Source organism: Paenarthrobacter sp. E2MeOHC11 (assembly GCF_058744955.1).
Window position 1 is genome coordinate 2,440,128 of record NZ_CP196673.1, and the last position, 18,063, is coordinate 2,458,190.

General features: G+C 63.4%; 16 protein-coding genes. 7 read left to right on the top strand and 9 right to left on the bottom strand.

From position 1 onward, the window contains the following. Positions 1-33: 33 nt before the first annotated feature. The 3 genes from cls to ACSSVG_RS11395 are packed head-to-tail and all read right to left on the bottom strand — an operon-like array spanning position 34 to position 2,993. Positions 34-1,500: a cardiolipin synthase gene (gene cls, locus ACSSVG_RS11385; protein WP_253465061.1), complete on the bottom strand. Its 1,467-nt coding sequence runs from the start codon at positions 1,498-1,500 to the stop codon at positions 34-36. Between the two features lie 6 nt (positions 1,501-1,506). Beyond that, positions 1,507-2,571, bottom strand: a complete 1,065-nt coding sequence (locus tag ACSSVG_RS11390) for an AI-2E family transporter (protein ID WP_492418979.1) — start codon at positions 2,569-2,571, stop codon at positions 1,507-1,509. 44 nt (positions 2,572-2,615) lie between these two features. After that, positions 2,616-2,993, bottom strand: a complete 378-nt coding sequence (locus ACSSVG_RS11395; protein ID WP_492418981.1) for a hypothetical protein — start codon at positions 2,991-2,993, stop codon at positions 2,616-2,618. Between the two features lie 294 nt (positions 2,994-3,287). Here ACSSVG_RS11395 and ACSSVG_RS11400 point away from each other — a divergent pair, with 294 nt between their 5' ends. Further along, entirely contained in the window at positions 3,288-4,523 is a 1,236-nt protein-coding gene (locus ACSSVG_RS11400; protein WP_492418983.1) for a hypothetical protein, read from the top strand. 18 nt (positions 4,524-4,541) lie between these two features. Here the strand turns inward: ACSSVG_RS11400 and ACSSVG_RS11405 are convergent, their stop codons facing one another. Then, positions 4,542-5,297, bottom strand: a complete 756-nt coding sequence (locus tag ACSSVG_RS11405) for a ZIP family metal transporter (RefSeq protein WP_492418985.1) — start codon at positions 5,295-5,297, stop codon at positions 4,542-4,544. Between the two features lie 215 nt (positions 5,298-5,512). On the opposite strand from ACSSVG_RS11405, the gene ACSSVG_RS11410 reads away from it, so the two are divergent. The 3 genes from ACSSVG_RS11410 to ACSSVG_RS11420 all read left to right on the top strand — a co-directional run bounded on the left by ACSSVG_RS11410 (position 5,513) and on the right by ACSSVG_RS11420 (position 7,512). Beyond that, the gene (locus ACSSVG_RS11410) at positions 5,513-6,118 is read left to right on the top strand and encodes a TasA family protein (RefSeq protein ID WP_492418987.1); all 606 of its coding nucleotides are present in this window, start codon (positions 5,513-5,515) and stop codon (positions 6,116-6,118) included. A gap of 217 nt (positions 6,119-6,335) precedes the next feature. Beyond that, positions 6,336-7,094, top strand: a complete 759-nt coding sequence (locus tag ACSSVG_RS11415; RefSeq protein ID WP_492418989.1) for a signal peptidase I — start codon at positions 6,336-6,338, stop codon at positions 7,092-7,094. Next, positions 7,087-7,512 carry an Hpt domain-containing protein gene (locus ACSSVG_RS11420; protein ID WP_231342269.1) on the top strand — a complete coding sequence of 142 codons (426 nt, stop codon included), beginning with the start codon at positions 7,087-7,089 and terminating at the stop codon, positions 7,510-7,512. Before ACSSVG_RS11415 ends, ACSSVG_RS11420 begins: the two co-directional genes overlap by 8 nt. Here ACSSVG_RS11420 and ACSSVG_RS11425 read toward each other — a convergent pair. Then, positions 7,509-8,777: an MFS transporter gene (locus tag ACSSVG_RS11425; protein ID WP_492418991.1), complete on the bottom strand. Its 1,269-nt coding sequence runs from the start codon at positions 8,775-8,777 to the stop codon at positions 7,509-7,511. The genes ACSSVG_RS11420 and ACSSVG_RS11425 overlap by 4 nt on opposite strands. 164 nt (positions 8,778-8,941) lie before the next feature. Between ACSSVG_RS11425 and ACSSVG_RS11430 the strand changes: the two genes are divergently transcribed. After that, a complete protein-coding gene (locus tag ACSSVG_RS11430; RefSeq protein ID WP_231342274.1) occupies positions 8,942-9,682 on the top strand; it encodes an IclR family transcriptional regulator in 741 nt (246 codons plus the stop codon). Between the two features lie 118 nt (positions 9,683-9,800). Then, the gene (locus tag ACSSVG_RS11435) at positions 9,801-10,988 is read left to right on the top strand and encodes a 4-hydroxybenzoate 3-monooxygenase (protein WP_231342276.1); all 1,188 of its coding nucleotides are present in this window, start codon (positions 9,801-9,803) and stop codon (positions 10,986-10,988) included. Between the two features lie 94 nt (positions 10,989-11,082). On the opposite strand, the gene ACSSVG_RS11440 is transcribed toward ACSSVG_RS11435, so the two are convergent. Continuing rightward, entirely contained in the window at positions 11,083-13,131 is a 2,049-nt protein-coding gene (locus ACSSVG_RS11440) for an HNH endonuclease signature motif containing protein (RefSeq protein WP_492418994.1), read from the bottom strand. Positions 13,132-13,221: 90 nt separating this feature from the next. Beyond that, positions 13,222-14,100 carry a helix-turn-helix transcriptional regulator gene (locus ACSSVG_RS11445; RefSeq protein ID WP_492418996.1) on the bottom strand — a complete coding sequence of 293 codons (879 nt, stop codon included), beginning with the start codon at positions 14,098-14,100 and terminating at the stop codon, positions 13,222-13,224. A gap of 154 nt (positions 14,101-14,254) precedes the next feature. Between ACSSVG_RS11445 and ACSSVG_RS11450 the strand changes: the two genes are divergently transcribed. Then, positions 14,255-15,637, top strand: a complete 1,383-nt coding sequence (locus ACSSVG_RS11450) for an MFS transporter (protein ID WP_492419185.1) — start codon at positions 14,255-14,257, stop codon at positions 15,635-15,637. Between the two features lie 84 nt (positions 15,638-15,721). Here the strand turns inward: ACSSVG_RS11450 and ACSSVG_RS11455 are convergent, their stop codons facing one another. After that, entirely contained in the window at positions 15,722-16,588 is an 867-nt protein-coding gene (locus ACSSVG_RS11455; protein ID WP_492418998.1) for a class II glutamine amidotransferase, read from the bottom strand. A 20-nt stretch (positions 16,589-16,608) separates the two neighbouring features. Continuing rightward, positions 16,609-18,009: a glutamate decarboxylase gene (gene gad, locus ACSSVG_RS11460; protein ID WP_231343053.1), complete on the bottom strand. Its 1,401-nt coding sequence runs from the start codon at positions 18,007-18,009 to the stop codon at positions 16,609-16,611. Positions 18,010-18,063 lie beyond the last annotated feature (54 nt).

Below are 18,063 nucleotides of genomic sequence, written 5' to 3' on the forward strand. Positions count from 1 at the left end.
CTTAACCCGATCGTGCTATGTGAGGAGCCCGTGTTATTGCAGGGATGACGTGAGCCGGGCAAGGTTGTCCAGCGCAACGTGACCCACAGGACGTCGCAACCAGTCCTCCAACAGCAACTCCGTGCTTGCCGCACGGTAGCTGTCTTCGACCGCCCGCATCCGGTCCACGATGGATCGCCCGTGAACCAGCACCGAGACCTCCATGTTGAGGCTGAACGAGCGGACGTCCATATTGCTCGAGCCAATGACGGCTACGTCGTCGTCAATGGTGAAGTGTTTTGCGTGCAGGACCTGCGGGGCCCGGTACAGGTAGATGCGGACCCCGGCCCGCAGCAGGACCTCATAATAGGAACGCTGGGCGTGGTAGACCATGGCTTGGTCACCCACCTCCGAGACGAAGAGCTCAACGCTCAATCCCCTTGACGCGGCGGTGATGATGGCCAGCTGGATGGCTTCATCGGGCACGAAATACGGGCTGGTGATGCTGACGCGATGCTCGGCCTTGTAGATGAGGGTGGTGTAGAGCTTGAGGTTGTTGTCGTTATCGAAGCTGGGACCGCTGGGCAGGACCTGGGCGTCAATGAGCTCGGGCTCGGAGCCAAGGACCACAGGAGAGGTATCCAACGGCAGCAGGGTCTCGGACTCGCTGTACCAATCGGTGACGAACACCGCGTTGAGTTCCCGCACCGCGGGACCTTCCAGACGCACCATCAGTTCGTGCCACCGAAGGCCGCGCCGGATGTTCCGCTTCTTGTTGTAGGAAGCGTCGATAAGGTTTTGGGAGCCCGTGTAGCCCACCCTTCCGTCCACAACCACCAATTTCCGGTGATTGCGGAGATCCGGGCGTTGCCATTGTCCTTTGAACGGGCGCAGGGGCAGCATGGCGTGCCATTCGGCCCCCATCCCATCAAAAGCCTGCAGCATGTCACGGTATTTGGGGTCACCCACCGCGGCCAGGTGGTCGAAGAGGACCCTGACTGTGACGCCCCTCTTGCACGCCCTCTCCATGGCCGCGAAGAACGGAGCCGTGGTGGGGTCCAACGCAAGAATGTAGAACTCCACATGCACGTACTCTTCAGCGGCGTCCATGTCCGCGATCATGCGGTCGAAGCTCCCGTTGTAGTCCTCCAGCAACTCGGCCCGGTTGCCGCCCACCATGGGCAGCGCGCCGAGCCTGAGATTAAGTTCGACGGCGGAGCGCAGCCAGGCGGGCCAGTCGTCACTGTGGCTGACTGCTGAGAGGCCAGGGGTGCGTCCGAGCATGAGCTCGTTGACGGCGCGCTGTTTTTCCCGTCTGGCCTTGGGGAGCTTGCCGCGGCCCACCAGAAGGAACGCCATCATGCCGAGGTACGGAATGAAGATGATCGCCAGCACCCAGGCAATGGCGGAGGACGGCCTTCGGTTTGCCGAGACCATCACTGCGGCGATTGATCCGAGCACAATGTGGAGTGCCAACAAGATCAAGGCGACGGCATCGGCGTCGTGCAGTAGTCCTTGCATGCTGCGCTACTTGGCGTTCTGCTGCGGTATGACCACCTTTTTGATGATCAGCAGAATCGATGCCGTGGTGGGGCAGGCGATCAACGCTCCAAGGAGCCCCAGCAGGGTCCCGCCCACCATCGCGCCGATGAGCACCAAGGAACCCGGGATGCTGATCGCTTTCCCCACCACCCGTGGCGTCAGGACGTAGGCCTCCACTTGCATATAGACCAACATGACAAGGAAAACCACCAACGCCGTAGTTGGAGACGTGAAAAGTGAAACCACCGTGATGATTGCCGTGCTGATAGCGCTGCCCACCAACGGTATGAGCGTGATGGGGAAGGCCAGGACCGCGAGAACAGCCGCGTACCTCACTCCGGCAACAGATAAGACAATGAAGGTGAAGATCGCATTGAGCAGGGCGAGAATTGACATGCCGCTCAGGTATTTACCCACCGAAGCGATAATTGTCTCGGATATATCCGCGAATGATTCCCTGCGGGAGGCCGGAACCAGCGCGTAGAGGCTGGATTTCATGACCTCATGCCCGGCCACGAAATAGAGCGTCAGGACCACCACGAAGATGACGGCGAAGGTGCCATTCACCACGTTGTACCCCACCTGCACAGCGCCGCCGCCAATTGCGAGCCATACGTTCGGATCCGCGGCCGACGTTTCCAGCCATTCCAGCAAGGGGGTCAGTGCCCCGCCAAGCGACCCATTAAAGTCCTGGAACCATTCCTGTTCGCCCACCGCATCGAAGCTGGATGGCAGCAACCGGACCAGGGCAGCGCCTTCCTCCACCAGGATGGGAACCACAAAACGGATGAGAATGGCCACCACCACAAGGAAACCAACCGCGACAGCAAGCACGGCGCCGGCGCGCGAGAGTTTCAGGCGTTCCAGCCAGCGGACCAAAGGGTAGAGCCCCAGCGAGATGAACAGTGCTGCAAAGATCAACGTCAGCGAATACCGCAGGGTGATGACCGCGGAGCCCAAAGCCAAGGCAACAAGAACGCCCAAGGCTGCTATGAGGCCGAATCGGAACGGTCCGCCTTCCAACAACGGGAATGCCTTCAATCGCGTCATGCGGTCCCTTTCGGCCGTGCGTGGGTGGCAGACCGTAGCCCGGATCAGGACAAAGCGATCTCCTTCAGGCGAGCGTACTCCGCCTCGGTAATATCGCCAGCGGCAAGCAGCGCTTTGGCTGCTTCGATTTGCTGGGTGGCCGAAGGGGCCCCGGCCACGTCACGGATGTAATTCTCGGCCTCTTCAACAGATTCCCGGACCCGCATTTCGCTCCGCAAAGCCATGCCCTTGCCACGCATGATCACGTAAATCAATGCGGAGATAAAGGGGGCGATGAACAGGCACAAAATCCACAATGCTTTGACACCGCCGTTGAGGGCCTTGTCGCGGAGGAGATCGGAAATGATCTGAAAGAGGAGGATCAAATAGGCAATGAAGAAAAAAGCAACAATGATGCTCCACAACGATTCCAAGAAGTTCATGGTGTCTTTCCCATCGTTCGTTCGGCCCGGGGCTGGCCCGTCGTCATCCGGCAAGGGACCCGTTCCCCTGCGGGGCCACAACACCATTTTCGATTCGGCTGCTCCCTCTTGCCTATGCCCGCGCTGGAACCGCAGCGATTGGATAGAAAGATCACCTACTAAGGGTGAGTGGAGTGGGTTGGGGAATTGAAGGTCCGGCGGTCACAAATTCCCCGTAACGACGCGGTTGCAGGCGGTTGTGAACTGTCCGTTACGCTGCTCAAAGCCACGCCACACCGCACGCTTAGGGCACCAATGACGCACTCTTCCATAGCCAGGACCACTGCCGACCCCACCGTTATCCGACCGCTGGAACTAACGCCCAAACATAGCGTGGCCGCCGTCGCTCTCGGGGCTTTCGGCATGGTGGTTATCGTCGGCCTGTTTGCACTGTGCCTGCACATCCTCGCTCAACACTCACCGCGGGTCGGCCCGATATATGCCGGGTTGCCGGAGGCCGTCATGGACTCGCCGATGGCTGGCTTTCGCTGGTTTCTGGGAGACATGACCGAGCCCTTGTTCTTCGCGTCGGATCTCGCAGCACTCGGCCTGCTGGCAGGGGCGGCACTGGCGTGGTTTGCCTGCCGCCGGAGGAAAGGATGGGCTGGCTCGCTGACCTATGGGACCGGGCTCTGGCCCTGGGTGCTGGCGTCTGCGTCGCTGAGTCTGTTGCTGTCCAATCTGGCATTCGGTTGGATGCTCGACGACGGGTGGCAACCAACGTTCGTTCCTTTTGTTTGCGTCGCGCCCGCCATGGTCCTTGTCTATGGGCCCGGTTGGAAGACCTGCCTGACAGCTGCGATTCTCGGAGCAAGCACCACCACACCTTTGGCGTTGCTGCTCATTCCCATGGTGTCCACGCCGTTTGGCCTGCCCGTTGTCGTGGCGAATGTCCTCGCGATGTCCGTCGGTTCTGTCGCGTCATTCATCGTGGCCCGGCAGCTGCCATGGCTTGCCCTGCGGGAGCCGCACCAACCCGCACGAGAGCACCAACCGCCGTCGGGCGCTAACCTGACTTTCCGCAACGACGCCCTGTGGGCCGCCCGGCGGATCCTCAAGGACTTCACGGAAACGCATTTCTTCGCCAACGAACTCGCCAGCATAGGCGTGATCCTGGGCGTCGCGGCAGCGTTCGTGCTGAACCCGGGGTTGCCGTCATATGGCTCCAACCTGCTGCCCCACATACTGTTCGCCCAGGCGCTGACGTCGGCAATCGGCGTCGTCCTCTGGCAGCGCTGGTACCGCGGCGGAGGGTGGGCAGCTACCTATGCTTCCGTGGTATCCGTGGCCCCTGCTGCCGTGCTCGCTTACGGAGGTTCGTGGAGCGCGATAGTCGGCGGGGCCGTGCTGGGAGCGATCCTCGCGCCGCCCATCGCCAAGGCAGTTTCCGCCCGGCTGCCGGCCGGTTTTCATCCGGTGATCGGCAACACGGCAGCCATGGCGGTCTCGACGGCGGCTGCCTTGCCGCTGTTGGGGCTGCTTCCGCACTAACTGCTGTGGGCGGGAGCGCTAGCCTCCGACGTGATGGATGGTGAAGGCGCTCAGGAAGCCGACAGCGGCGGTGAGTCCCGTGAGGTTGTGATGCTCTTCGAAGGCCTCGGGGATCATGGTGTCGGCAAGCATGGCAAGGATTCCGCCTGCAGCGATGGCGGTGATGAACGCAATCACGGTCTCGGGGGCGTTCTCCAAGGCGGTGTAGCCGATCAGGGCAGCGAGTCCGCTGAAAACTGCGATGCCGATCCATGTTCCAAAAACGTACGCGGGGCTTCGTCCGGCTTTCTTCATGCCGGCTGTACTGGAAAGGCCCTCCGGGACGTTGGAGATGAAGACGGCTGCCAGCATCGCCGGGCTCACAGCCCCGCCGGCGAGGAGCCCGACGCCAAGGACCACCGATTCGGGAATGCCGTCAATCAGTGCTCCGACGGCGATGGCCGTTCCGCTGCCTGGCGTGTCCTTCTCGGAGGGTTGGGGCCCGCTGGAGCGCTTTCGATGTTTGGCCCCGGCGCGCGCCAGCAGAACGTTCGAGCCCACAAAGATCAAGGCACCCAGGAGGAAGCCAAGGATGGTGGGGACCAATCCGCCGCCTTGGACAGCCTCGTCCACGAGTTCAAAGGCAAGGGCGGAGATCAGGACGCCGGCGCCGAAGGCCATCACCGTGGAAACAATCTTGGGCGGGACTTTCCACAGCCAGGCGATACCGGCTCCGAGGACAAGGGCTCCGCCGGCCAGTGTTCCCCATAGCAGGGCTTGCAACCACATTGGCATTTATTGCGCCCTCTCATTGGCCTTCACGTGCACCATGCAGTGTTTCATATGGGGCTGGTGGGGCTTTGGTGAGTCTTGAGTTTTTCCTGAGGAAGTGTTGCGGGTTTGCAGGATTGGTTCTTGATCCTGGCCCGGCACAGTAGTTCTTGTCAGCCAGAGAGGCTGACAAGACGGCCGGCCGAACACGGTGGCCACCCGAAAGGAAACCGATTCAGATGGCCATCACCCTCAAGACCACCTCCGGCAAGATCCTCGCCTCCGTCGCACTGGTCGGCACCGCAGCCGCCGTCGCCGGCATGGGCACCTACGGCGCGTTCACCTCCTCGACCTCCGCCTCCCAGGCCGTCACCGCAGGAACCGTCACCATCGCCCTGGGCACCGGAGCCTCCAACACGCTGAACGTCCCGGTCGCCGGCCTCCTGCCCGGCGACAAGGTCGAAAAGCTCGTCACCCTGGCCAACACCGGCAACTCGGACCTGAACAACGTCACCCTCACCACCTCCGCCGGCGCCACCGGATCCCTGCTCACCACCGACGTGACCAACGGCCTGCAGCTGAGCATCGAAAACTGCTCCGTCGCCTGGACCGGCACCGCCGCCCCCTACAGCTGCGCCGGCACCAAGACCACCGTCCTGGCCAACGGCCCCGTGATCGCAGCGAACAAGGTCCTGAACAACCTGACCTCCCTGACCTCGACCAAAACCGACAACCTCAAGGTCACCACCGCGTTGCCCGCCGCCGCGAACAACGACTTCCAGGGCGCCACCTCCACCGTCGGATTCTCCTTCACCGGCACCCAGCGCACCGAAACCACCAGGTAAGCACCACCTGAAACTCCGGAGGCCGGCCGTTACGCCCTTTACGGCCGGGCCTCCGGTCACCAGCCCCGCCGGGCCTGGTCGGGCGCCCCCCTGCCCGATCAGGTCCGCCGGTATTTTTCCTGAGCCAGACTTGAGGATTTCCGGTAGGAAAGCCTGAGCCAGCTCACGCAGACTCTTTTACGGAAGACGATCAACACTCGGAAGGAACGCCAGGACAATGAGCACCCTCACCAGCATCAACGGACCAGCTCTCCACGGCCGGCGTTCCGCCTCGAAGCCCGCCGCCGCAACCGCGACCGCATCCGCCGTCGTCGAGACCGCCGTCGTCGAGACCGCCGTCGTCGACGCCGCAACCGAGTCTGTCGCTGTGAAGCCGTCCGCAGCGGCCCCCACGTTCACCAAAGCCGGCGCCTTCCGCCGGGTTGCCGGGTCGGCTGTGAAGTTCGTCGGCATCGGCGCGCTGGTTCTCGCGGCCTTGGCGTTCGTCCTGCTGGCGATTGGGCCGCGCGTCTTCGGATACCAGACCTCCACCATGCTGACCGGTTCCATGGCGCCCCTGATCAACCCGGGCGACGTCGTCGTGACCGTCCCAACACCCATCACGGACGTCAAAGTGGGCGACATCATCACGTACCACATCCCCGTGGAGGACCAGCGGGTAGAGACCCACCGCATCACCGAGATCACCGCCACCGCCGACGGCGGCGTAGCCGTCCAGACCAAAGGTGACGCCAACAACGGCATCGACCCCTGGATCGCCACCCTCGAAGGCAAAACCGTGGACAAGCAGGTCGCCACCATCCCCTACGTCGGCAACGCCATCCGCGCCCTCCGCGAACCCATGGTCATGAACATCCTGATGTACGGTGCACCGGCCATCCTGGTCATCGGAATGCTCGCCTCCATCTGGACCAAGGACCCCAACAAGTCAGCCCCGGAAGGCGCCGCACAGCCCCAGGCAGCAAGCGGTGACTGACGAAGCAGATCCGGTCCAGGCGCCGGAGCCATCCGTCCTGGAACCGTGCAGGCTGCAATCGCTGGCTGACGAGTTGGGAGACTCCACGCCGGCCATCCGTTTCCTCTCCACGTACCTGTCCATGTTGCCTGGCCGGATCCTGAGGATCTCCAACGGCCTGTGCAGGCACGATCCCGACGCGAGCATGGATGCGGTCCTGAGCTTGAAGATTTCCTCGGCCATGGTTGGAGCTTTGGAAACAGAGAACCAATGCCGGGCCATGGAAACGATGATCCGCGAGGACCACTTCGATTCAGCAGTCCAGGCGCTCCCGGAGCTTCAGAAATCCACCGACCGCTGCTTCGCGGCGGGGCCGCAGCTGCTCTCGAAGGCGCAGGAGTCCTTGTGCAAGCGCCCGCAGGTTTGGCCGAAAGGTTAGCGGTCCGCCGGCACGGTTGTATCGGCGGCTTTGACCTCGTGCGGCACCAGGAACAGTGCGGCCACCGCCAGTAGGCCGGCGGCGGCGAACACGTAGAAGCCGGCAGGGTAGGCGATATTCGCGGCCACCAAGGTTCCCGTCACGGCAGGACCAACGATTGCGCCCAACCTGCCAACACCTGCTGCGAAGCCCAGGGCGGTTCCGCGGAGCCTGGCCGGGAACAACTGGCTGACCCAGGCGTAAACCAAAACCTGGGAGCTGAACACGAAGACTCCGGTGACGAACACAGCCGCGTTCAGGAGGATTTCGTTCTGGATCTTGACGCTGAGGATGGCCAGCAGGACCGCTGACAAGCCGAACCACACCAGCACGATCTTCTTGGTCCCATGTTTGTCTGCCAGGATTCCGGCCAGGAACAGCCCCGCCACGGCGCCAACGTTCAGGACCAGCAACAGAGTCAGTCCGGTGCTCACGGGATATCCGGCAGCTGCCATCAGTTGCGGCAGCCACGTGTTCAGCCCATAGACCAGCAGCAGCCCCATGAACGACGCGATGCCAATGCCAACAGCCACCAGGGGGTACGGCTTCTGCAGGAGGTCGCGGAATCCGGTCTTTTGTTTGGTGCCGGCGGAATGCTCGACGGCGGGGGTTGCCTTCGCGGGTTCGCCCGCCTTGGCCGGGGCTGCCTCGGGCAGGGACTCGGGCAGCTTTGCCCACAGGAATGGCAACAGCACCAGCCCGGCAACGCCGCCGATGATGAACATGAGCCGCCAGTTGGGAACGATGAAAATGGCCAGCAGGGCCGTGGCCACGGCGCCCACGTGGTACCCGGTCATGGTCCGGGTGGTGGACTTGCCGGCTGATCCGGCCGGGGCGTAGTCGTTCATATATGCCAAAGCGGCAGGGAGGCATGCGCCAAGCCCCAAGCCCGCAAGCAGGCGGAGAATCGAAAAGACTGCGACATTCGGAGCGAAGGCAACGCCGATGGTGAACAGCGAGAAGCCTGCCACGCAGGCGATCAAGAGTCTTCGGCGGCCGAACTTGTCCGAGAGCGGCGCGATGAAGAGCGCACCCAAACCCACACCTACCAGGGAGATAGTGGCCGCGAAAGTAGCTCCCACGGCGTCGAATCCAAGTTCGCCGGTCTTGATGAGCGTGGGAATGACGGTGCCCAGGACCACGAGATCGAAGCCGTCCAGGACCATGGCCAGCCAACAGAGCCAAACAGGCCATTGGGAGCGGCGGGCAGATGGCATCGTTGGCATGGCGTCCTCGGCACTTCTTCTGTGGTTGGTCCCAACCAAAGAACGTTCGGTCGGTTATGAGAGTTGTATCACCGCCCGATGTAGCGTGGCACACGTTCTACCATTGAATGGAAGGTGCCCACCGGTGCCGGTAACAACTGGTGCCGGAAACAAAGGAGAGCGTCGTGGCCAACTCTGCGTCCGGTGATTCCGTGGTGGATCGCGTCGTGCGGGTGATCGAGGCTTTCCCGGAGGGAGTGACGTCCCTGCAGTTGACGGAGTTGGCCGACCGCGCAGGGCTCCCGCTGTCCTCGGCGCATCGACTGGTCCGTCAACTCTCCGAGCATGGGTTGTTGGATCTTGGCGCCGGCGGGACGGTCCGCCTGGGCTTGAGGTTGTGGGAACTGGTCAACCGCAATTCGCCCACGTTGGCCCTCCGCCAAGCGGCGATGCCGTTTATGGAGGACATACAGCAGGTCCTGAACCAGAACGTGAACCTCGCTGTGCTCGATGGCTGGGAAGCGCTCTTTGTGGAGCGACTTTCCCGGAGGGGATCGGTGGCCAACAGGGCGCGGATCGCCGGGCGTATGCCGGTCCACATTTCCTCTGCGGGACTGGCCTTGATGTCCCACCAGTCGCGTGAGCTGCAGGCGGAGTACCTCGAACAATTCGAAGATCCGACCGGAAAGGTGACTGCCGACGTCGTACGTCATTTCCTGGCGGAAGCGGCCCAGCACGGCTACGCACAACTCGCGGGCGTGGTGGATCCGGATACGTGGGGCATCGCTGTTCCCGTGGTGAATGGGAAGCGCCGTACTGTGGCGGCCCTCGGTGTTGTTGTCCCGCTGGCGGAGATGCGGTTGCAGGCGCTTGTCCCGGCGCTTCAAACAGCTGCGAGGGGAATCGGCCGACAACTCGGCGACTGAATCCAACTTCCGTTCAACGGAATGCGTGTAACGCCAATCACCCGCTGCGGGCCACACTGATTTCAGATTCATCCCGCTTCCGAGCAAGCCGGGATCCGCAACGAAGCGAGGAACAACCATGGCACGCACACCGATCACCACCCAAGTCGCCATCATGGGCGCAGGCCCCGCAGGCCTCATGCTCTCCCATTTGCTGGCCAAGCAGGGCATCGAGTCCGTAGTGGTGGAAATCCGCAGCCGCAAGGACATCCAGGAGACTGTCCGCGCCGGCATCCTCGAGCACGGCACCGTGAACCTGTTGGTGGATTCCGGCGTGTCCGATCGTGTACTGCGCGAAGGCGACCGGCACGATGGCATCGAGTTGCGGTTCAACGGCGAAAGCCACCGCATCAACTTCAAGGAACTCGTGGGCGAATCAGTGTGGCTGTACCCACAGACCGACGTGTTCATGGATCTCGCCGCGAAACGCGAGGCCGACGGCGGCGACGTCCGCTACAGCGTCACGGACACCACGGTGCATGACCTCGAAGGCAAGCCGAAAGTCTGGTTCACTGACGCGGACGGCCAGGACTTTGAAATCCAGGCCGACTTCCTGGTGGGTGCTGACGGATCCCGCAGCCACTGCCGCTTCCAGATTCCCGAAGCCAACCGCAAGTGGTACTTCCACGAGTACCCCTTCGCTTGGTTCGGTATCCTCGCCGAAGCCCCACGCAGCGCCGACGAACTGATCTACGCCAACTCCGAAAACGGCTTCGCACTGATCAGCCAGCGCACCGAAACCGTTCAGCGCATGTATTTCCAGTGCGACCCCAAGGAAAACGTGGCCGAATGGGATGACGAGCGCATCTGGACGGAGTTCCGGAAGCGCGTCAATGGCAATGGGTTTGAGCTCAAAGAGGGGCCCGTCCTGGAAAAGATGGTCCTCCCGTTCCGCAGTTTCGTCCACACACCCATGCGCCACGGCAACCTCTTCCTGGCCGGCGACGCCGCGCACACAGTGCCGCCCACGGGAGCCAAGGGCCTCAACCTGGCGATCCACGACGTCAAAGTCCTCTTCGAGGGGCTCGATTCCTTCTACTCGAATGGCTCGACTGCGCTTCTTGATTCCTACAGCGACCGCGCCCTGGACCGTGTGTGGAAGGCCCAGCACTTCTCGTACTGGATGACGTCCATGCTGCACACCGTTCCCGGGGCCGACGACTTCGACCGCGCACGCCAGCTCGGCGAGCTGCACTCCGTGGTCACTTCCGAGCACGCCAAGGCTTACCTCGCGGAGTCGTACACGGGCTGGCCGACGTCGCGCTAAGTTCGGCACCGGCTTGCCATCTTGACCAGCACGCCAGCGCCCAAATCCCTACGTGATCGGGGTCTGTTTCAGGCGCGCCCGGGATCAGGACCCTTCATGTTTTGTGGGGTGTGTGGTGGTGGTTGCGTCGGGGTGTTTGGTGGGGGTCGATGTGGGGTGGGGGGATGAACCAGGGGACCCCGGTTGTCATGTCGATCCTCCATTGTTCTTTGTGGATGAGGTGGTGGTGGTGGCTGCAGAGCAGGGTGCCGTTTTCTGTTCCGGTGGTGCCGCCGTGGGTCCAGTAGGTGGTGTGGTGGGCTTCGCACCAGGGTGCGGGCATGGTGCAGTCGGGGAAGGCGCAGCCTTGGTCGCGGGCGGTGATGGCTTTGCGGATGTGGGGTGGGAAGATCCGGGTGGTGCGGCCGATGTCCAGGACGCGGGAGTCGGTGCCGAGCAGGACGGGGATGATGTCGGCGTCGCAGGCTATTTTGCGGATGGTGTTCGGGTGGATCGGGCCGGTGAATGTGGCGGTGCCTGTGTTCAAGCGATCGGTGCCAGTGCCTGTGCCTGTCCCTATGAACGTGGCGGTGCCTGTGGCGGTGCCGGTGCCTATGCCTGTGCCGGTTTGTGTCCTGGTGCCGGGCTGGTGGTGGCCGGTGCCGGTGAGTTGTTCGAGGAGGTCGCGGTGGTCGATGGTGACGGTGAGTTGGGGGCGGAGTCCGCCGTTGGAGGGTAGTTTCCCGGTGGTCATGGCGAGGGCGCAGGCGCCGGTGAGGCCGTCGAGGAGTTTCTGTGCCCGGGAGCGGCGGTCCAGGTCCGGGCCGGTGCCTGTGCCTGTGCCGTTGTCTGGGCCGTGCCCGGTATCGGTGTTGTCCGTGGTGCCAGGCCCGGTGCTGGTGCTGGTTCTGGTGCTGTTGCTGTTGGTGAGTCGTGGGTTGGTGGCGGCGTTCATGGTGGTGGTGAGGGTTTCGATTTGTTCGTCGGTGGCGAAGATTTCGAGGTGGTGGAGTCCGTGGCGGCGTCGGCGGCGGAGGAACGCGCCTTGGAGTTGGTGGAGGATTTCTTCGGAAGGTTCGGGGCCGTCGTGGTCGATCCTGTCGGCCCAGCGTTTGGTCATTGTGGTGACGAAGTCCGGGTCGGATTCGGTGGCGGTGGTGGTCAGGGCGTGTTCCATCCGGGTGATGGTGTCTTCGTCGGTGAGGTTCCGGACTTTGTCCAGGGCGGTGCTGATGATGGTCGCGGACCGGGACGGCACCAAAGCCGATCCGAGGGCCTCGGCGAGGATTTCGCGGCGGGCCGGGATTTCCTGCCCGGTCATGCTCTTTTGGGGGAGGACCTCGGCGGCGAGGGCAAGCCTGCGACGGGCCTCGCCGATGCCGATCCGCAACCGGGCCCGCAGGAACTCTGCCGCGTTCCGGTACCCGTCATCCAAAACACTGGCCTTGGACCTGGCCCCATCCACGGACAGTGCGTTGGTGGAACGTGCTTCACCAGCGGAAACTGGTGCCTCCGGAACCGTTGAATCCGGAACTGTTGTGCCGGTGCCGGTTCCACTCGTTGGCTCTTCGGGTGCTTCCGTCCAGCCCGTCCGCCATTCCGGCGCTGCTGCCGAGGAGCCCGGCCGGGAGTTTTGTGCCTCAATCCGGGTCCGTTCCACCGCGTGGGCTGCGACGATCTGTAAGTACTCCACTGATCGGGAAATCTCCTCGACCTTGCCGGCAAAGTCAGCAGCCTCAACAAAGCCGAACACGGAAGCCTCATCCGAGGCCGATTCACGAAGCGACCTCAAGGCTTCATCCGCCTGCGCAAGCGACACGCCCGCCATTCCAGGAGAAGGCAGGCCCGCTTCAATCAAGCCAGCCACGCGCTTGCTGTCCGCCGTCGGAATGACACGCAGGCCCGGAGCAACGTCAGCGGAGTGCACGCCTCCACCGGGTCCTACGTCCGAGGCCCCGATTTCCGAGGACCCGGTTTCCGTGCCCAGTCCGCCAAGCAGCCCAGCGTCTTCGGAGCTCAACGCGACGGTGCCAACCGCCGTCGTGCCTTCGAAAGCCGCGACCCGGGCGGGGCCGCCGACAGACCGCAGGGACGGTTGACTCAGCAGGTCATTGGCGCGCGGCGAACTTGCCCGCCGTGCCACGATCTGCCCGATAATTCCCATGGCTAAACCCTGTCATGACAGTCGGCCATCTTTCGCTCCCAATAGCGCTATGTGGAAAAAGTGATTGCGCGCCGCTCGCGCTGGCGGCGATCAGGTCCGCTGCACGCGGTGAACAGCTGACACTCCTTCAGTGGTGTTGTGGAGGAGCTGCAGCGCCTCGGCCCCAGGGGTTCCTGGCTCTGCGGCGTACATGAGGACACGGTGCCCCGACTCGTCGGGCGGTGTCAGCACCTCGAAATTCAGTTCCAGGTAGCCCACCTCCGGGTGCTGCATGTACTTCCGTCCGGACATGCAGTTCTCCACAGGGTGCTTGGCCCAGAGCGTAGCGAATTCCCCGCTTCCCAAAGAAAGTTCCCCAATGAGGGAAGCAAGCTCCTGGTCATCGGAGGACTTTCCTGCGACAAGTCGCAATGACGCTACGGCACGGCGGGCCTCCTCCGGCCAGCGCACATAAAGCTCCCTGGTGTGCTGGTCGAGGAACAACATCCGGGTCAGGTTCGGACGTGTTGAAGGCGCAGCAGGTGCGGTGTAGTCGAGGTGGCCGGCAAGGAGCCGATGTCCCAACGTATTCCACCCCAGCACTTCGCTGCGGCGTCCCAGGACGATGGCCGGCGTGCCGGACATGGACTGGATCAAGCGCAGCGTTCCCGCCCTGATCTTGTCGGGCTTGGCAGGTGCCCGTCGCCGGGTTTTGACAGGACGCGCCAAGTTGAAGAGATGGGCGCGTTCTGCAGCATCCAGGTTCAAGGCACGCGCGATTGCACCGATCACTGCTTCAGAAGCATTTGTGCTGAGCCCTTGCTCCAACCGCGTGTAGTACGTGGTGCTGACACCGGCCAACATGGCCAGTTCCTCGCGCCGCAAACCGGGAACGCGCCGGAAGCCGTAATTAAGGACGCCGACGTCCTGGGGCTGCAAAGCTGCCCGGCGGACGCGAAGGAACTCCCCAAGTTCACTGTTTGTACCCATGCCCCCATTGTTCAGGCACCGGCCGGGATTGTCCTGTCACTGCCAGTGGTACCCACAGCGGGGTGTGGTTGCCGGACGGAAACGCGTCCACGCTGAACCCATGCCATCAACCAGTGAAGTCCGAAATCCCTCAGCCGAAACAACGCCGAAGGGCATGACCAGCAAGCAACGGCTGGCGCTCGTGGTTCTCCTGACAGCGGGTTTCACCCTCGCCGTCGATTTCTCCATCCTGAACGTTGCCCTGCCCACCATCGGCGCCGACGTGGGGTTCTCCTTGGAAAACCTCCAGTGGGTCGCCACGGCATTCGCCCTGTGCGCCGCCGGCCTCACTCTGCTGTTCGGGCGCGTGGCCGACGTGGCCGGGCGGCGGAAAGTGTTCCTGATCGGCATGGCACTCCTCGGCGCCGCGTCCCTGGCGGGTGGCTTGGCCACCGAACCGGCATTACTGCTGCTGGCAAGAGTGGGCCAAGGCGTTGCCACGGCCATGGTGGTGCCCGCGGCCCTTTCGCTGCTGTTGGTTTCGTTCCCCGAAGGCCCATTGCGCGACAAGGCACTCGGGTTGAATGGCGCCCTCATGGCTGCGGGATTCACCAGCGGCGCCATCCTGGGCGGACTGCTGACGGACCTGCTCAGCTGGCGTTGGGCCTTCTTCATCAACGTCCCGGTGGCTGCCGCCGTGCTCCTCATCGCGCCCGTTGTACTCGCTGAAAGCAAGCCAACCATCAAGCTTCGGCTTGATGTCCCCGGCGCCATCACGGTGACCTCGGGCCTGCTGGCCTTGGTCTTCGGGCTCACCCATGCCGCCGAACACTCGTGGACCGATCCCCTCACGCTCGGTGCGCTTGCGGCCGCCGTCGTGCTCTTTGCCGTCTTTGCCGGCATCGAAAACAGGGCACAGCACCCACTGGTACCGCTTAGCATCCTTCGGCGCTCAAACATCGCGTGGGGCAACACTGCCGGGGCCCTGGCGTTCGCCACCGAGACGTCGCTGGTGTTCCTGTTGACCCTGTATCTGCAGCAGGTCCTGGGCTACACCCCGCTGGGTGCTGGTCTGTCCTTCGCAGTCCTGGGCCTGGGCACGGTCCTCGGCGGCGTGCTGGGGCCAAAGGTGATCGCCAGGCTCGGCAGCAAGAAGGCAATTGTCCATGGCTTCGTTGTGCAGGCCATCGCAACGGGCGCGTTGATCATGCTCAGCGCCGACCCTGCCTCCATCGGGCTGCTGCTGGTGGCGACATTCATTGGGGGTGTCGCGAACCTCGTGGTCATCGTTGGCTTCATGGTTACTGCCACGTCCGGGCTGCCGAACGCCGACCAGGGGATGGCAACCGGGCTGGCCACCATGAGCCAGCAGATCGGGATTACCCTGGGCATCCCGGTGATGAGTGCGGTTTTCACAGCCCAATTGCTGGCCTCTCCAGCGAGTGACACGTCCGGTGTGCTGAACGGAATCACGGTAGCCATCGCAGTCAACGCCGCCCTCTGCCTCGCCGCAGCCCTGGCCGTGGCGGGGTTCCTCAAGCGGCCAGCTTCCGCCTGACGCCACGCAAGGCGGTCCACGCACGACGGCGGCAGGTCGCCGTCGTGCGTTGACGGCGCCTGGTTCCGGCATCTGAAGCCGCGGTCAAGGCTGCTGCGACGCCGCCGCAGTCGGTTCAAGGTCGGCCAGGCTGAGCAACTGTGCAGGCGCATCCGGGAAGGGCGCCGTGGAGGTCACTGCCAGATCCGCTCCCACGTGGACCAGTTCGCCGGAATCCATGGCCCGCCAGCCCGGATTGTGGTCCATTGGCTCGGTAGCGAAAAGGACGTGCGGGGATCGGGACAGCTCGGTGCTTCGCGAATGGATCCGCTTGCTTCGGGCCTCGAGCGGTGCTGCCGGATCTGGTGCGGCAGGGTTCCGTTCAAGCACATACAACGCATGTGTGGCCGGGTATCTCAGCGCCCACATGTCCGTTGCCGTGGTCAGGATGAAGTTGAGGCTGAACACCGGCAGTGCCGCGGCGATCCAGCCGATGGCGTGGGTGATGCCCGCGCCGACGTCCCCACCGGCGCGGCGGGTTTCAGCCGTGATGAGCGCGAACAGGCGCTCGCTGTCAGACTGACCCAGCACCAGGTCCATCACCCCGAGTTCGGTGAGGCGCTGATCGAGTTGCTCGAGCCCGTGGAGAACACCGTTGTGCGCAAACAGTCGCCCATCCTGCTCGAACGGATGCGTGTTGACCATGGTGAGCGCACCGGTGCTGGCGTACCGCACATGGGCAAGGAAGGTGGTGCTCTTCAGGTCACGCGCTTCGCGGGCGAAGGCGTGATCCTCCCACGCGGCCAGAGGCTGCTTGGCCACATGCGCCTTGCCTGCCGCATCAAAGGTTCCTATGCCGGCACCGTCAGGCTCCCGCCGGCTCTGAACGGACAGGCTGTCCGGGGCGTCCAGGAGCCAGAACGTGGCGCGGACCGGCCATGGACCGGCGTGGAGTCCGAAGAGTCGGCACATGGAGGTCTCCCATCCAAGAGTCAGTGGTGGAAGCCCTCGGCCTGCTTGTCCGTGGGCATCGGTGCAGTGAGGCTGTCGAGGTAGTCCACTTCCTTCGTGAGGTCGGCCAGGAAACTGGACGCGAGATCGCGCGTGAAACCGTTGCGGACCACGATCCTCTGGACCGTTACTTCACTCAAACCATCAGGCAAGGGATAGGCCGGAACAAGCCACCCATTCATGCGCAGGCGCTCGGATAGATGGTGGAGGTTCCAGTGCTCCGTGTGGCCGTCGGTGAGCTGCCACGCGAACACAGGGATGTCGGAACCATCGCTCCAGAGGGTGAACGCATCCATGGCTCCGATCTCGCTGGACAGGTACAGCGCGACATCGCGGGACGTCGCTTGGACGGACCTGTAGCCGGCAAACCCGAGACGGAGGAAGAGGTAATACTGCAGCAGGACCTGGGCGCCGGGCCGTGAGAAGTTCAGCGCAAAAGTTGGCATGTCCCCGCCGAGGTAGCTGACGTGGAAGATCAGGTCCTCGGGGAGTGCCGCTGCGTCCCGCCACACCACCCATCCGAGGCCGGGATACACCAGTCCGTATTTGTGGCCGGAGGTGTTGATCGAGGCTACGCGCGGGAGCCGGAAATCCCATACGGTTTCGGGTTGCAGGAACGGGGCCACCATCGCTCCGGAAGCGCCGTCCACGTGGATCGGGACATCCAGGCCGCGGCGTGCCTGGATGTCGTCCAACGCATTGGATATCAGCTCCACCGGTTCGTACAAGCCGGTGTAGGTCACGCCCAGGATGGCCACAACGCCGATGGTGTTCGCATCCACGTACTGGTCCAGGTCGTGGCCGTCCAGCGTGGGATGTTCGGTGGAGACCGGGACGAAACGAGGCTCCACGTCCCAGTAATTGCAGAACTTCTCCCAACACACCTGGACCGCCGAGCTCAGGACGAGGTTGGGCTTCTCCGTGGACTCACCTGCGGCCCGCCGGGCATGTTGCCAGCGTCGCTTCAAGGCCAAGCCGCCCAGCATGCAGGCTTCGGAGGACCCGATGGTGGAGGTGCCGATGCTCTTCTCGGGGTCGGGGGCGTTCCACAAATCCGCCAGCATCCGCCAGCACCGGGTTTCGATGAGCGCCGTTTGGGGGTACTCGTCTTTGTCGATCATGTTCTTGTCGAACGTCTCGGCGTAGAGCTTCGCTGCTTCCGCTTCCATCCACGTCCCGACGAACGTCGCCAGGTTCAGCCGGGAGTTCCCGTCCAGCATGGCTTCGTCGTGGACTACCTGGTACGCGGTGCCCGGCAGGGATTCGCCGTCCGGCAGGGTGAAGCGGGGAAAGATAGTGGATTCACCGGGCCTGCTGAACAGGGGGTTGAGTTCGACGGCGGTGTCCGGTTGGTGGTGTGACGCTCGGTGGGATCTGCTCATGGGCCAGCTCCTTGGAATCGTTCGCCCGCAGCGGGGCAACCTGTCTGTGGCTCA